This is a genomic window from Rodentibacter rarus (assembly GCF_001998965.1).
Taxonomy (GTDB): Bacteria; Pseudomonadota; Gammaproteobacteria; order Enterobacterales; family Pasteurellaceae; genus Rodentibacter; species Rodentibacter rarus.
Genome location: NZ_MLHJ01000110.1, coordinates 1 through 15,270 on the forward strand (window position 1 = coordinate 1; position 15,270 = coordinate 15,270).

The 15,270-nt window shown below is 38.2% G+C and carries 19 protein-coding genes; all 19 read left to right on the forward strand.

Annotated elements, in window-relative coordinates; genetic code table 11:
- Positions 1-1,441: TraG/VirB4 family ATPase (locus BKK50_RS12930; protein WP_077417717.1), on the forward strand; the 1,441-nt coding region annotated here is incomplete at its 5' end.
- A 19-nt stretch (positions 1,442-1,460) separates the two neighbouring features.
- The gene (locus BKK50_RS10155) at positions 1,461-2,192 is read left to right on the forward strand and encodes a type IV secretion system protein (protein WP_077417719.1); all 732 of its coding nucleotides are present in this window, start codon (positions 1,461-1,463) and stop codon (positions 2,190-2,192) included.
- A 21-nt stretch (positions 2,193-2,213) separates the two neighbouring features.
- Positions 2,214-2,555 carry a hypothetical protein gene (locus BKK50_RS10160; protein ID WP_077417721.1) on the forward strand — a complete coding sequence of 114 codons (342 nt, stop codon included), beginning with the start codon at positions 2,214-2,216 and terminating at the stop codon, positions 2,553-2,555.
- Between the two features lie 6 nt (positions 2,556-2,561).
- Positions 2,562-3,680: a TrbL/VirB6 family protein gene (locus BKK50_RS10165; RefSeq protein ID WP_077417723.1), complete on the forward strand. Its 1,119-nt coding sequence runs from the start codon at positions 2,562-2,564 to the stop codon at positions 3,678-3,680.
- A 243-nt stretch (positions 3,681-3,923) separates the two neighbouring features.
- On the forward strand, positions 3,924-4,592 hold the full coding sequence (locus BKK50_RS10170; RefSeq protein WP_077417725.1) for a VirB8 family type IV secretion system protein: 669 nt from the start codon (positions 3,924-3,926) through the stop codon (positions 4,590-4,592).
- Position 4,593: 1 nt separating this feature from the next.
- Positions 4,594-5,466, forward strand: coding sequence for a P-type conjugative transfer protein VirB9 (gene virB9 / locus BKK50_RS10175; RefSeq protein WP_077417727.1), 873 nt, complete (start codon positions 4,594-4,596; stop codon positions 5,464-5,466).
- Positions 5,467-6,570: a type IV secretion system protein VirB10 gene (gene virB10 / locus BKK50_RS10180; RefSeq protein WP_077417729.1), complete on the forward strand. Its 1,104-nt coding sequence runs from the start codon at positions 5,467-5,469 to the stop codon at positions 6,568-6,570.
- Positions 6,571-7,608, forward strand: coding sequence for a P-type DNA transfer ATPase VirB11 (virB11, locus tag BKK50_RS10185; protein WP_077417731.1), 1,038 nt, complete (start codon positions 6,571-6,573; stop codon positions 7,606-7,608).
- Positions 7,601-9,373: a type IV secretory system conjugative DNA transfer family protein gene (locus tag BKK50_RS10190; protein ID WP_244149447.1), complete on the forward strand. Its 1,773-nt coding sequence runs from the start codon at positions 7,601-7,603 to the stop codon at positions 9,371-9,373. The genes virB11 and BKK50_RS10190 overlap by 8 nt, the downstream gene beginning before the upstream one ends.
- Entirely contained in the window at positions 9,366-9,794 is a 429-nt protein-coding gene (locus BKK50_RS10195) for a cag pathogenicity island Cag12 family protein (RefSeq protein WP_077417733.1), read from the forward strand. Before BKK50_RS10190 ends, BKK50_RS10195 begins: the two co-directional genes overlap by 8 nt.
- Positions 9,781-10,431 (forward strand): TrbM/KikA/MpfK family conjugal transfer protein, encoded by a 651-nt coding sequence (locus BKK50_RS10200; RefSeq protein ID WP_077417735.1) that lies wholly within the window; start codon positions 9,781-9,783, stop codon positions 10,429-10,431. Before BKK50_RS10195 ends, BKK50_RS10200 begins: the two co-directional genes overlap by 14 nt.
- A gap of 188 nt (positions 10,432-10,619) precedes the next feature.
- Complete coding sequence (gene parA / locus BKK50_RS10205) at positions 10,620-11,267, forward strand: ParA family partition ATPase (protein ID WP_077417737.1); 648 nt, start codon at positions 10,620-10,622, stop codon at positions 11,265-11,267.
- Entirely contained in the window at positions 11,254-11,484 is a 231-nt protein-coding gene (locus BKK50_RS10210; RefSeq protein WP_077417739.1) for a hypothetical protein, read from the forward strand. Before parA ends, BKK50_RS10210 begins: the two co-directional genes overlap by 14 nt.
- A 72-nt stretch (positions 11,485-11,556) precedes the next feature.
- On the forward strand, positions 11,557-11,736 hold the full coding sequence (locus tag BKK50_RS10215) for an antitoxin VbhA family protein (protein WP_077417741.1): 180 nt from the start codon (positions 11,557-11,559) through the stop codon (positions 11,734-11,736).
- Positions 11,717-12,388, forward strand: a complete 672-nt coding sequence (locus tag BKK50_RS10220) for a Fic/DOC family protein (protein ID WP_077417744.1) — start codon at positions 11,717-11,719, stop codon at positions 12,386-12,388. Before BKK50_RS10215 ends, BKK50_RS10220 begins: the two co-directional genes overlap by 20 nt.
- A gap of 86 nt (positions 12,389-12,474) precedes the next feature.
- A complete protein-coding gene (gene ssb, locus BKK50_RS10225) occupies positions 12,475-12,918 on the forward strand; it encodes a single-stranded DNA-binding protein (RefSeq protein WP_077417746.1) in 444 nt (147 codons plus the stop codon).
- Between the two features lie 25 nt (positions 12,919-12,943).
- Positions 12,944-13,600, forward strand: coding sequence for a lytic transglycosylase domain-containing protein (locus BKK50_RS10230; protein WP_077417748.1), 657 nt, complete (start codon positions 12,944-12,946; stop codon positions 13,598-13,600).
- Between the two features lie 15 nt (positions 13,601-13,615).
- Positions 13,616-13,906 carry a TrbC/VirB2 family protein gene (locus BKK50_RS10235; protein ID WP_077417750.1) on the forward strand — a complete coding sequence of 97 codons (291 nt, stop codon included), beginning with the start codon at positions 13,616-13,618 and terminating at the stop codon, positions 13,904-13,906.
- Positions 13,907-13,919: 13 nt separating this feature from the next.
- Positions 13,920-15,260 carry a VirB4 family type IV secretion/conjugal transfer ATPase gene (locus tag BKK50_RS10240; RefSeq protein WP_077417752.1) on the forward strand — a complete coding sequence of 447 codons (1,341 nt, stop codon included), beginning with the start codon at positions 13,920-13,922 and terminating at the stop codon, positions 15,258-15,260.
- Positions 15,261-15,270: the final 10 nt, after the last annotated feature.

A 15,270-nucleotide genomic window follows, 5' to 3' on the forward strand; every position in this document is an offset into this window, starting at 1 on the left:
TTGGAAGATCATTGACACCAATGAGCTTATCAATGCAATGCAGGAATTAGGTTTTATCGTGGTATTAGCTAATATCGCTTTGCCGGCTACCTACTACGCCCAACTTCCAGCTAATTTTGAATATCGTCCTCGTTTATCAACTCTTAGCTCTCGTAATTTTGCCTCGCTGATGTCGTTACACAGTTTTGCCAACGGTAAAGTAAAAAATAACTGTTGGGGAGACGCTGTAACGATATTAAGTACCCCTAGCGGACAACCTTACTTTTTTAATTTCCACGAAGTTACGCCAAAAGGAAATGATTTTGGTGAGAAATATCTAGGCAATACAACTGTTTTAGGGACGGCAGGATCAGGAAAAACCGTTTTACTGACGTTCTTACAATCGCAGCTCCGTAAATTTGCTGACGAAAGTACATTTAATAGTAATGCTACGAAGAAAGAGCTAACAACAGTCTATTTTGACAAAGATAGAGGAGCAGAGGCGCATATTCGGGCAATGGGGGGGAAATATCTCACGTTAGAAAATGGTAAGCCAACAGGCTTTAATCCATTTATGTGTGAGCCTACATCAGAAAATTTATCCTTTTTAATGTCTTTGATGAAGTTACTCGTTACCCGAAACGGTGAAATCTTATCAGCGATTGAAGAAGAACGGCTATATAACGCTGTTAAATCGGTAATGGCATTACCAATAGAGCTAAGAGCGTATGGTATTAGTCGAATGTTAGAGCATTTACCGGAGGGTATTTCTCGTGAAGAAAAAGAAAATTCCCTTGCACGCCGTTTAAAAGCGTGGGCGAATGGTGGTGCCTATGGTTGGGTATTTGATAACCCGACAGATGAACTTAAATTTGAGGGATATACGGATTTTGGTTTCGATGGTTCGGAATTTTTAGACAATAAGGATACTTGCGCACCGCTTACTTTTTACCTTTTACACCGTGTAATAAAGTTGCTAGACGGTCGCCGTTTGGCTCTATTCCTTGATGAATTTTGGAAGTGGCTCAAAGATCCTATTTTTGAAGATTTCGTTTATAACAAATTCAAGGTTATTCGTAAAGAAGATGGTTTTGTTGTTCCGGCAACGCAAAGTCCTGATGAAGTATTGAAAAGCCCGATTGCAAGGGCGGTTATTGAACAAAGTGCTACGATCATCTTATTGCCGAACCCAAAAGCAACTAAAAAAGATTATGTTGATGGGCTTCACTTTAGCCAAAAAGAGTTTGAAATCGTTAAAAGCCTTGATCCTGATTCTCGAACATTCCTTGTTAAAAAAGGACACGATAGTGCATTGGCTAAACTGGATTTAGGTAACTTGGGTAAAAATCTCAAAGTGCTTTCAACCAGTAAAGATAATGTACCTATTTTGCATAACGTATTAGCCGAATTTGGCGAAGATCCAGATAAATGGCTACCAGTTTATAAACAACGTTGTATCTAACCTTTGAGGAGATTTCACAATGAAAACCGTAAAAAAATTAGCGTTAATTGTCGCTTTATCTTTGCCAACCGTAGTTAATGCCAGTGGCGTACCTGTTGTTGATGGTGCCGCTGCTGCTCAACGTCAAATGAGTATGTTGCAAACTATTCAACAATGGGCGAAAGAGGCAAAGCAATGGACGGATACGGTCAATCACTATAAAAGTCAATTAAAAGCCTATGCCGATCAACTTGAGGCTACGACTGGTGTTCGTGATTTAAAAGAGTTTATCAGTGATGTAAAAAGCATATACCAAGACTACGAAACGGCAAAATCAGAGGTGATTTCAGCCGTAGAAATTCTGAAAAATGGTAAATCGGCACTAAAAGGCGAAGCTCTACGTTTGTTTGAACAGTACCAAGTCTTTGATCGCTGCAAACATTCTAATCTAGTGGCTCAAAATCTGTGTGAAAGTGAAGTCGCTAACAATGTGGAACAAGTTGTGCGGTTGTCGGCAACCGAAAAACGCATTAGTAAAAAAATGCAGGAATTAGACAGTTTGTCAAAACGTATTGCTAAAGCTAAGGATATGAAAGAAGCCCAAGACTTAGGTAATACAATGCAGTTGAAAATCGCTAGCTTACAAGCGGAAAAATTGCAGTTTGATATTCAACAAGCGCAACAAGCGACCTATGAGCGGTTGGTTCGAGAACAAAAAAGACAGTTAATGGCAAAACGAGAAATTCACGGTAAAATCCCTACGTTCAAATAAGCAACAAAAGGAGATTTTATTATGAACAAACTTATTACGTTGTTAGCCGTTAGTGCGGTGTCATTGTCTGCCTTTGCTGAATTAGACCCAATGGGAAAATACAGTAATTTTGACGAGGTTATGCGAGGAACGGATTTTCCTATTCAAGATATAACCGTAATGAAAGCCTTTAAAATGAACAGTAAAAATCAACCTTATTCAAGAGAGATTTTGGAAAAGGGAATAAAAGTTTGTAAAGAGAATAATAATTTTATGGCTTTTAAAACAGAGCGGAAGCACCCAAGCAACTATACTGAATTAGCTGAAAAAAGAAAATCAATATGTTCTAAATTTGAAATCCAATTAGAAAGAATGAATAGGTAAGTTTGTATGGCTGGCGATAGATTTTTTGAACACGTAGAGGAATTTTTAAAGGAAACATTAAAGGATTTATCAAGCGGTTTTTCTGGTGGTTATGCCTCTACATTAAGCAGTTTGTTTCCAAGTGCGGTAACAATTTTTATTCTGTATAAAGCCTATCAAATTTTGGCTGGAAAAGTCCAATCGCCAGTCGCTGAAATTATTTGGGATTTAGCTGTAAAGATAATGATTTTAGCCGTTGTTACCAATTACGGCGGTTATCTCTCATTGGCACTAAGTGCGGTTGATGGGATAAAAGAAAGTTTTGTTGGAGGCGATAGTATCTTTTCCTTGCTTGATGATCAACTTGAGATAGCCCAATCATTAGCAGGAACGATTTATGCGTTAGATGAATCCGACTATGTTCCCCTCGCCGGAGCAATCGGTGCGGCTGGTGTTTGGTTAGGAACAGGTATCGCCCTATTAGTTGCCGGTATTATTTTATTGGTTGCTGAAATTACTTTGAAATTGTTAGCCATTACTGCCCCGATTTTTATTTTCTGCTTGATGTGGGGCTTTCTCCGTCAAATGTTTAATCAATGGCTACAACTGATTTTTGCGAACATCATCACCGTTTTATATGTTGGGATTGTTGGTAGATTAGGGATCAATTTCTTTAAATCTATTTTAGATGGTTTAACCAGTAATCTAGGCGCAGAAAAAGCCAGTAATGCCGGCTTTATTAGTAGTGGTTCGGTTGCAGAGGCTTCTCTTTATACCAGTGGTTTTATTGCGTTATGTGCCGGTATTATTATCGGTGTATTTATATACCTTTCATTAGATCTTGGACGAAATTTAGCGACCGTTTCTGTTGAGGGTGGTGCTACTGCTTTAGCGAATAGTTCATTAGGGCGTTCTCTAGGTATTACTCAAAAATCATTACAACGCTTTTTAAATAGTGGTCGTAGCGGTTGGCGATTTGGGCGAGGTATAGGGCAAGGTTGGAATAGTAATAAGCAGCCGCAGGGCGTGCCAAATCAAGGAAGTTATGCAGAGCGAGCAGGAAGAATAACTGGGCGAGCCGGACGTAACCTTATCAATTTTCTACGAAATCAAGGTGGGCGAGATAAATTGCCTCCGCCTACCTAAATACTAATCTGTTCGTTTTTTAATAATGCGGTTCTGCCGTATGGGATTTTCTACGCAAAAAATTGAATTTTGACTAAAAAATAAACTAAAAGAGGGTGCTATGCGTAATGTATTTCAAACCGTTTTATGTCTTGTCTGCTTGGTTTTATTGGCTGGTTGTTCGGCTACAACGTGGCCGAACGACCTAGCAGGCACAGAGTTAGAACCTATCAATAAGCCGATCAACGTTCAGGAGAAAAAATAATGGGTAATGCCACAGAAAAACTTATAGAGCAAAGCAAGGATTTTGAAGCTACAAAAACCTATTTACTTGAGAAATCAAACAAGAGAGCGTGGCGAGTAACGTGGGCTATGACGGCGATTACTTTGTTACTGTGTTTGTCCGTGTTTTTTCTTTTTCCGTTAAAAACGGTTGAGCCTTATGTGATCAGGGTTGATAGTGCAGGCGTACCGGATATTGTTACAGCGTTGAATGAGAAAACCTTAGAAACGGACGAAGCAATGGATAAATTTTTTGTGGCCCGCTACGTTCGAGCGCGCGAGGGATACATCTATGAAACCAATAAACAGGATTATGCTCTTGTACAGCTAATGAGCAGTGAGGTTGTCAAAGTCGGTTATGACGAAGAATTAGATTTGCCTAATTCAAAGGATAAAGTTCTCACCAACCAAGGTAAATTAGTGCCGGAAATTATCTCGATTGTACTTGGGGAAAGTGAGAAAAATAAAACAGCGACTATTCGCTTTAAAGCGGTGAAAACAATGTTTACACACAATACTAAGTCGGCAGATACCTTTGTTGTTACCTTGTCCTACGAATATCACCCCGAAATCGATATGTTAGAGGGCTATCGCCTCGATAATCCTCTAGGTTTTGTTGTTACCAGTTACCGCAAGGATAAGGAGATTTGATATGCGAAAAATGAGTTTATTAGCGGTTGCTGTTTGCCTATTCTCGCAAGGTGTTTATGCTGTTTCTATACCAGTGAAATCTCGTTATGACAATCGTATGCAAACCCAAACCTATAATGCGCTTGATGTTACCGAAATCAAACTTAAAGACGGTTTTGGGACAGCTATTTTATTTGATAATGATGAGCGGATAGTCGATATGGCAAGCGGTTTTTCTGACGGTTGGGAGTTTAAAGATACTGCAAACGTTATCTATATTAAACCAATAGCATTAGAAGTTGAGGGAAGCGAGGGCGAAAAAGTTACGTTTGAACCAGAAGTAAAGAAATGGGATACCAATCTTCTAGTAATGACAACCAAACGTAATTATGTGTTCGACCTTGTTCTTGTTGATGATGTAAAGAAAGTAAGCTACCAAGTGAATTTTCGTTATCCGGAAGAAGAACGAAAACAGGTACAGAAAAGGGCTAAACAGGCTAAAGAGATCACAGAACAAGAACAAATAGAGAGTGCATTGCAAAAAGTTCAAGCGCCGAAAAATTGGGACTTTTCAATGAAAGTGCGAAAAGGCAGTGAAACCATTGCACCGGATTACGCTTATGATGACGGTTTGTTTACTTATCTAGGCTTTGCTAGAGATAAAACGTTTCCTGCTGTCTTTCTATTAGAGGGAAAACAAGAAAGCCTACTGAATACGCACGTTAAAGAAGATGGGCGTTATCAAGCGTTAGTTATTCAAAAAACGGCTGAAAAATTTGTGTTGCGCAGTGGTGATAAAGTCGTGGGTATTTTTAATGGGAGTTATGGCAAAAATCCTACATCATATAAAACGACTGTATCAGATGAAATAACTCGTGATGTCGTGGGGGAATAAATGAATAATCAATCTGAAAGAAATACAACTGAACTGAATACAGATCATAAGCCCGAAGTAAGCAAGGTTAATAATCAGCGACAACGTAGCAAAAAGTTAGGTTTTGCCTTTATTGCTTTAGCCCTTGTGCCGATAAGTTTTACCGCATTCAATTTTTATAAGGAAAATCTGAAGAAAGAAGATGAACAAGCGGTAAAAGAAGCACCAACATTTAAAGTTAAATCTCGTGATTTTGCAGAGCCTCAAAAACAACCGGCACCGGAAATCTTGTCGCCGGAAATAGATAAGCCTATTCCTGCGGTGCTATCGAATGATGATATAGAAATGCCTCCCCCTAAATTGATTAAATCTAAGAGCAAGCTAATGATTGAACGCTCTACTTCGCCATCAATAGAAAGCAGTTCACCGGACACGGAACAAGTAGAAAGCGGACAGGTATTATCTGATAGTCAGCTTACAAAGGGAGAGAACGGTGATATTTTTCAATCTACTGCATATTCTGCCCGAAAAGCTCAAAAATCCCCTTATAACGCTAATCTCTTATTAAAAAAAGGGACGTTTATTCAATGCTCTTTACGGACAAAGGTTGTTTCAACAATCGCCGGAAATCTAGGGTGTATCGTGGCTCACGATGTATATAGTGCAAATGGCAACGTACTACTTATTGAGCGCGGTTCGGAAATTTTTGGTGAGTTCCGTAGCGGTCAAATTAAACAAGGTGAAGATCGCATATTTGTTGTTTGGAGTGAAATTAGAACGCCTAAAAATGTAGTAATTAACATTGATTCCGGAGCGACTGATGAATTAGGCGGTACAGGGATTCAAGGTTGGACGGATACGCATTTTTGGAAGCGGTTCGGTGGGGCGATATTGCTTAGTTTAATTGATGATACGGCAGGTTATTTGGCTTATCGTCAAGATAGACGTTCGGGCTATGATTACACAGAATCTTCAAGAGAAGCAACCCAACAGATGGCACAAACGGCAGTCGAAAATATGATAAACATTCCGCCGACCTTGTATAAAAATCACGGTGATCTTGTTGGTGTTTTCGTGGCAAGAGATATTGATTTTTCGAGTGTGTATAAGCTGCGGAGAAAGTAGATGAACGCCAGCCTCAATTTAACAGGAAAGAATGTCTCTATTTTACACGAAACGCAATCGTTATTCGGTGAATACCTTTCTATGGACGGCGTAACTGAAATTGCGGTTAATCGACCTAATGAGATTTTTATCGAAAGAAATAGCCATTGGGAATATATGGAAGTAGGACAAATTACCTATGATAGTTGTTTTCGTTTTGCAAATGCCCTCGCAACCTATAACGCCGATATTATTCACGACACAAAACCGATTTTATCTAGTGTATTACCCTCCGGCGAACGTGTACAAGTCGTTATGTACCCTGCGTGTGAAAAAGATACGATCAGTATTACCATCAGAAAACCGAGCCAAACATTCTATTCGTTAGATGATTATGTAAAGAGTGGTTTTTTTAATCGTATTATCCAACAGACAAAGCAAATCTCGGACGTAGATAGGGAATTATTAGGTTTATATCAACAAGGACAGTATGCAGAGTTTTTGAAAAAAGCGGTGTTATATGGAAAAAATATCGTGATAGCTGGAGAAACTGGCTCTGGTAAAACCACGTTAATGAAAGCCTTAACAGATTATATTCCTTTAGATGAAAGGTTGATTACCATACAAGATACGCCGGAATTGGCAATGCGTAGGCATAAAAATTATGTTCATCTCTTTTATCCGAGTGAGGCAAAACATAACGATATTATCACGGCAACTAGCCTATTAAAGTCTTGTTTGCGTATGAAACCGGACAGAATTTTGCTCGCTGAATTGCGAAGTGGTGAAACATACGATTTTATCAACGTGATTTCTTCCGGACACAATGGCTCTATTACCTCTTGCCACACTGGATCAGTAAAAGAGACGTGGGAACGGTTAATTATGATGACCTTGCAAAATGAGCAGGGTAGAACATTGTCCTATGATGTTATTCTAAGGCTGCTAGTACAAACTATCGATATTATTGTTCACGTTACTAAAACACCGGAACACGGTCGCCATATTACCGAAATGTATTTTGATCCAATGCGTAAGTTAGGGGTTGGCAATGCGTGAAAAAATAAGAGTAGCATTTATAGCCGTTGTAATGTTGCTGATAACCTATTTTAGTGCCGGAATAGTGTTATTTTTGTTAAACGGCGTGAAGTTAAAGGTCGCATTGTCTCGTTACTACCCACTATTGCCTTTTGAAGCACTGATCAATGGCTATCCGAAAGTATTAGAAGCCTTTGGTATAGGGTTTTGTACAAGTATTATTGTGATTGGGGTAATGTTTTTGGCACAGCGTAAAAAATCTCCCCTCTATGGAGACGCTAAATTTGCGACTATGGCAGAAATTCAAAAAATGGGGCTTTTGGCTAAAAGCGGCGGAATTATTGTCGGAAAAACTGGGGGGAAATTACTGCGTTTTGTCGGCTCGCAATTTGTTTCATTAGCTGCGCCAACACGAGGGGGAAAAGGGATTGGGGTTGTTATCCCTAATCTGTTGGAATGGGAACAGTCAGCCGTTGTGCAGGATATAAAAGATGAATGTTATCGGATCACCAGTAAATATCGACAAGATAAATTAGGTCAAAAAGTCTATCGGTTTGCCCCTTTTGAACGAGATACGGATTGTTTTAATCCGCTTGATTATGTTGATATGTCAGATAGAGCAAGAGCAGAATTAGAGCTTAAAAGTCAGGCTATGGGGTTATATCCCCTTATCGGCATACCGGATAAAGACTTTTGGAACGAACAAGCCCAAAATTTATTTATTGCGACCGCATTTTTATTGTGGGATATGAAATTAAAATATCTGACTGATTGGGATTTTACCTATGCGAATTTGCTCCGTTTACAAAGTGGGTTCGATGGAGAGGCTGACGAAAATGGCGAAATCCAACGTATTACCTTTGAAGAACACGCCAAACTATGTATTCAATCAAATATCGCTCACCCAGCAACTGTCGATAAATTAAATGTCTATTTTTCAGCCTGTGCTTCGTCAAAAACCAAGTCGGGGATTGATAGTACGTTTACAACGCCATTGATGATTTTTCAAAATGAAATTGTCGAAAATGCCACTTCCCGTAGTGATTTTGATCTCCGTAAACTCCGGAGAGAGAAAATTACTATCTATTTCCACATATCCCCAAGAGATCTTCTGATTGCCCCACAGATGGCTAATTTGTTTTTCAATATGGTGATTGTAACAAATACAGATGAACTTCCCGATAATAATCCGGCATTAAAATATCAGCCATTACTACTGCTTGATGAATTTACTGCTATGGGTATGTTAAGCATTATCAATAAGTCGGTAGCCTATATCGCTGGGTTTGGGCTAAGGCTGTTGCTTATCTACCAAACGCAATCGCAGCTCCGAGCAGATAAGCCCGATGGTTACGGTATTCAAGGGGCAGAAAATTTGTTAGGGAATGTCTGGTGTAAGATTTTATATGCGCCAAGCGAGCAGAAAGACGCAGAAGAATACTCAAAGGTCTTAGGCAATATGACCGTAGATAAAATTAGTCGCAGTAAAAGCAAAAATTCACATAGTCGAGGCATTAGCGATACGTCTCGTCCTCTACTCTATCCGCAGGAGTTTAAGCTCATTGGGGAAACAAAAGAGGTTATCGTGATGAATAACAGTAAACCGATTATGTGTGATAAGGCAATTTACTATAACGACCCTTATTTTATAAATAAGTTGAAATCGGTCTCACCAAGATTGAAAAATCTAGGTAAGAAATTACCGACTAAAGCTCAATTAGAGGAAGTAATGTTTAGCGGTGAATTGTCGGCAAAAAAGATTAACCACAGGGGGATAAATGCGTAAAAAAATAGTTCTTGTAGCCGTAGTCGGTAGTGTTCTTTTGAGTGGGTGTAGTAGCCCACCTAAACCGACTTCTATTGATATGTCGGCACCAACAACATATTTGAATAATGTATATAGCCAAACTCAAGTATCACGAGTGCCTTTAAATAAAGGCGATCATAATGGTAAGAGTTGGAGACATTCATACATCAATCTTGATAGGGAGGATTATATCGCACCGCAGGAGAAAGTCAGATTTTTCTATTTTGCCCATCACGCCGATAGTATAGATCTTTATGGTTTACCAAGTAGAACATCATTGTATCGCTATTGGTTACAAGCAAATGGAGCGAGAGGAGAGATACGAGAGCATTATTTAGCGTTATCTCCAAGAACGGTAAACATTGTTTTCACACGGGAGCAGGAAAATGCAAAAAACTAAAAGTATTGTCGCCATATTAGCAAGCTGTGTTGCTGCCCCCTCATTTGCAGGACTGGATCTATCGCCTGTGAATAAAGGGTTGAGTGCAGAGGAAGAATTAGCTTGTACTGTTATTTTATGTATGGCTTCGTCAGAGGGCTATAAGGTAGCAGAATGTCGAGATCCTATTCGTAAGTATTTTAAAATCAAGGCTAAAAAGTGGCATAAAACGGTTCAGAAACGCAAAAATTTCTTGAAGCTATGCCCTAGTGAGACAGCTAGTGATGATATGAAATTAGCGACTTTAACTCATCTCTACGCTGAACAGGCGCACGGTTGTGATGCTAACTCGCTTAATCAGCAGGTTGAGCGGCGAGTGAGAAGAGAAAAAGACGATAACAGTTATATTACCCACACTTATTATCGTGTGCTAAATAAACTTCCGGCGTTCTGTGAGAATGTGTATAAACACGAATACACAGACTGGAAAAAGCCTAAAAATGTTTGTTCGAGTAATTGGTATGACAGTACGAGTTGGAATAGGGGAAGTATAGCGATTGCTATTGGGACTAAAACCGTAGGATATGGTGATAATGCCTATGAAAAAACTGTTTATCGTTATGAGCCGATTAACAAAACGTGTTGGATAAACCAATAATTATATTTTTATATAAATATGTCAAGCCCGAACAATGTTTCGGGTTTTTCATTTTTAGTCTAACTTGGTTTGTATTTTTATATAAAGATATAATTATATTTTTATAGATTTATTTCTTTGTATGGTGTATTATCCTCTTTGTAGGGTAGCAATACTGGCTATCTGATTAAACAATTTGAGAGGTTACTATGAAAATTATCTCGGTTCTTAGCCAAAAAGGTGGTAGCGGAAAAAGTACCATTTCAATCAATATAGCTCGTTGTTTACAACTGAAAGGGTATAACGTAGTCTTAATTGATACCGATCCGCAGGCTTCCGCTAGAGAGTGGAATGCGTTAGCGTCTGATGAATTTTTTCCGGTGTATGGTTGTGATAAGGGCGTATCTGAAAAAGAAATTAAGCAACTTGAAAAACTTGCGGATTTTGTGGTGATCGATGGTGCGCCAAGAATAGAAAAAAGTATGGCTGACGCTATCCGTCTTTCTAATTTTATTCTAATACCGTTAAAGCCCTCACAGTTTGATATATGGGCGTGTAAAGATAGTATCGAACTTGTACAAACTCGAATGTTGGTTGATGAAAGACTGAAAGCGGGTTTAGTGCTTAGTCAGACGAATAAGCAAACGAATTTAACGAAAGATGTTGTACAGTTTATTGATGAAAACTTTGATATACCGTTGCTTTCACAAAGTACAGGGCTTAGAGTGAGTTATGCGGAAGTATTAAGTGATGGGCGTACAGTTTTCGAGGGGCAGTCTAAAGAAGCTAAAGAAGAAATTACGCAAATCACTGATGAAATTTTAACAATGTTAGGAGTATCAAATGAGCAAGATTAAATTAACTAAAAGATCGCTATCTTTAGGAAGTATTGAAAAGAAAGCAATGCCGGAACTTAAATCGGATTTATCTTCCAATGAACAACAAACATCTATTTACTTGAACACAGAAGTCTATAAGGCAGCAAGGCAGTACGCAATGTTAAATGATATGAGTTTCAAGCAATATGTAAATGAGTTAATCCGTTCTGATTTAGAGCAGAAAGGTCTGATATAAACAAATAAAAATATATTCATATAAATATATTTTTATATATCAATACAAATACAAATATATAAGGAGTGAATTATGATTTCCCAAGAAGAACGTAGCCAACGTGAAAAGTCAGTACAGTTTGCATTAGATAATAATCGGCTTGAAGGTCTGATTATGGATAATGATATTTTAGAACTATCTCAAGAATGGGTTGATGGAGCAATAAGTTTTCAAGAACTCAAGGAGAAAGTATATGAAATATACGGGATCTGATCCATTTACTGATGAAAATGGTGTATTGCTTAATAAAAAGGGTATTAAAGATCAAGACGAGTTAGACAAATATGAACGTGCCGCTTCCTATATACGAGCATTGGAATTAGATATTACTCCGATCAAAGGTAAATTTAATTTAGCTCACCTAAAAGCTATCCATAAGCATTTATTCCAAGATGTTTATTCGTGGGCTGGAAAAGTAAGAGATGGCTACTTACAAAAAGGTGGGCAAGATTTTATGATGGGGTATAGGATTGCTCCTGAAGCAGAAAAATTATTTAATCAGCTTAAAAAAGAGCAATTTCTGAAAAAAACAGAGCCAGAAAAAATCGCCGGAAGATTAGCTTATTATATGGGTGAAATTAACGCAATTCACCCATTTAGAGAGGGGAACGGAAGAACGCAAAGGGTTTTTATCTCTCAACTTGCAAAAGAAGCTGGGTATGAATTACATTTCAAAAATGTTACACAGGAGCAGATGATAGAAGCCTCTATACAGTCTCATAAGTTAAATTATAAACCCTTAGAGCAAATAATTAGCAATGGCTTAAGTCGAGCTGAAAAATCACCGGCAGACTTATATAAGCAAGCAAAAAAGGAGTTATTGTCTAAGCCAAAGGAGATTTCTTTAAAAGAAATTGAAAAATAATTATATAAAAATATATTTATATGATTATATCAGTATCATAAAGATTCCAAAAACCGATCGGTTTTTGGAATTTTAAGGAGCTAAAAATGGCTGGTGTAAATAAAGTAATTCTAATTGGGCGGTTAGGTAGTGAGCCTGAATTGAGAACAATGCCTAATGGAGAAGCTGTGGCTAATATAAGTATTGCCACAAGCGAAGCGTGGACTGATCGCAATACAGGTGAAAAGCGAGAAATAACAGAATGGCACAGAATAGTTTTTTATCGCCGGCAAGCTGAAATATGCGGACAGTATTTGCATAAAGGCTCGCAAGTATATGTTGAAGGACGTTTAAAAACTCGAAAATGGCAAGATCAGCAAGGACAAGAACGCTATACAACCGAAATTCAAGGTGATGTACTACAAATGCTAGGCGATGGGAAAGCTACACAAAATAATGTGCAAAATCCTGTTAGCTCTAAACCTATACAACAAAATCAACCAGTTTCACAAGAAGATCCTACTGATGATTTTAATAATATACCGTTCTGAATTCGGTTAATTTTAAGGATATGTAATGACAACTACAATCTTGCAGCTAATAGCAACGTGTGCACCACTTATTCACCCTGATACTGCGTTTGCGGTAATGAGTGAAGAAAGTAAATTTAATCGTTTTGCTATTGGAGTAGTTGATGGTTACATCAAGCAACCACAAGATTTACCGACTGCGTTAGAAGCGGTAAAAACCTTAGAAAAGGAGGGGAAAAACTATTCTGTTGGGTTAATGCAAATCAATAAACATAACTTTGCACGTTACGGCGTATCTGTTAAGCAAATGTTTGAGCCTTGCGCAAATCTCAAAGTAGCCCAAAAAATTCTTGCAGACTGCTACGAGAGAGGGAAAAGCGTAAATAATGCGTTGAGTTGCTATTACAGTGGCAATTTTATACGAGGGTATAAAAAAGATTTTAGAGGAACAAGTTACGTTGAGCGTGTTCATTCTCAACCTAAGCCTCAAAATCAATCAAATTTTGCTGTACCAAGTCTGCGTAACGAACCTATCGGCATAGAGCCAAAGCCAGTTGTCGCTACGGTAAAAGCGGTAACAGGTAAGGCAAATCGAGATAAATCTATTTCTAAAACAACTGAAATTAAGTTCGTGAAAAGTAGGAGAAGCAAACAAGCCAAGCCTACCAGTGATGAAAAAATGAAGTCTAAATTAGTTTTCTAACATTAGGAGAATTTTATGTTTTCAAAATTGAGAGAAAAATCTCAACAGATCGCAGTCGCAGCTGGTCTCGCTTTAGCTGCCGAAAATTCGTTTGCAGCGACAGGGGGAAGTAATAAGGCGATTGAATTTTTTAAAGCCGTAATTAAGTGGCTCGGTGATATGTCGCCTTATGTTATTACTATTTGTATCTTAGTTGTGGGCTATTCAATCCTTATACGAGGAAATACTTTACAAGAAAGCTCAAAAATTATTATAGGTGCTTGTGTTATTGGTAGTGCTTCATTCATTGCTGGTCTATTAACCTAATAGGATCTATTAAGTGGATAATAATAGTGAGATTTTATTTAAAGGAATGACCCGCCCTGCAATGTTGTGGGGTGTTCCGTTAATTGCTTTAATTTCTTCGGTGAGCGTAATTGCTCTGATTGCAGCGTGGACTAATTTCCTTGTTATTTTCCTGATGTTTCCGACTATTTTTGTTTTAAGGGAAATAGCCAAAAAAGATGATTTTATCTTTGACCTCTATTTCCTAAAACTAAAAACAAAAGGAGATTTAAAAACAATGCGATTTTGGGGTGCAAATACTTTTGGGGCAACGTCTTATAGAAAAACCAGTCCAAAAGAGCAGCGTTTAGATATTCACGGCTTGCCGTTGAGTTCTCAACCTGACTTTTCTAAATTTATTCCTTACAGCTCACACGTTGCTGAAAACGTTATTATTACTAAAGAGGGTGATTATGTTGCAACGTGGGAATGTAGCGGCATACCCTTTGAGATTGCTGATGATGACGATTTAGAACGCCGGAAGGAACAGCTCAACACGCTACTACGCTCATTTTCTCACTATTCTGTCAGTATTTATCATCATAATGTTAGCCGTTCAGTTTCTGAAAAGTTAGAGGGTAATTTTAAATCTGATTATTTGAAAGAGATTAACGATTTATATTATGAGGGGCTAAACCGCTCTAAATTCAAGCGAAATACATTATATTTCACGTTGGTTTATCGACCTTATCCGAGCGTTGTCGAAAGACGCTCTCGCCAAAAAGGGAGCTTGGAAGAGAAGAAACAAGAGCTAAATTATCATTTAGCTAAAATGCAAGAATTTTGTAACCGCCTAGAAAAAGGATTATCAAAATTCGGTGGCAAGGCTTTAACGACCTATGAAAAGGATAATGTTGTTTATTCGCAACAACTTCAATTTTATAACTACTTGCTGACAGGACTTTGGCAACCTATCCGGATTACTACGGAAGTCTTTTATAAGACGTTGGGTAATACGCTCAATCACTTTGGTGTAGATACTGGGGAAATTATTTCGCCACAAGGCAAAAGACGGTTTTTCCGGTGCATTGAAATTAAGGATTATGTCGATAGTACCTATGAGGGTATTTTAGATGTCTTAATGTACTATTCGATTGACTATACCATTACTCATTCCTTTTCATTACTGGGGCGCAATGACGCTGTAAAAGCGTTAAAAATGCAAGAAAAGCATTTGCAAAGTGTAGAAGATGACGCAGAAACACAACTTGCGGAATTTAGTTTGGCAAAAGATGATCTTGCTTCCGGTAATTTGGCATTTGGTAAGTATCATTTCTCAATTACCGTATTTGGTGATACGGTACAAGAGGCAACGGATAATACCAATGAGTGTTAATGATCATGCA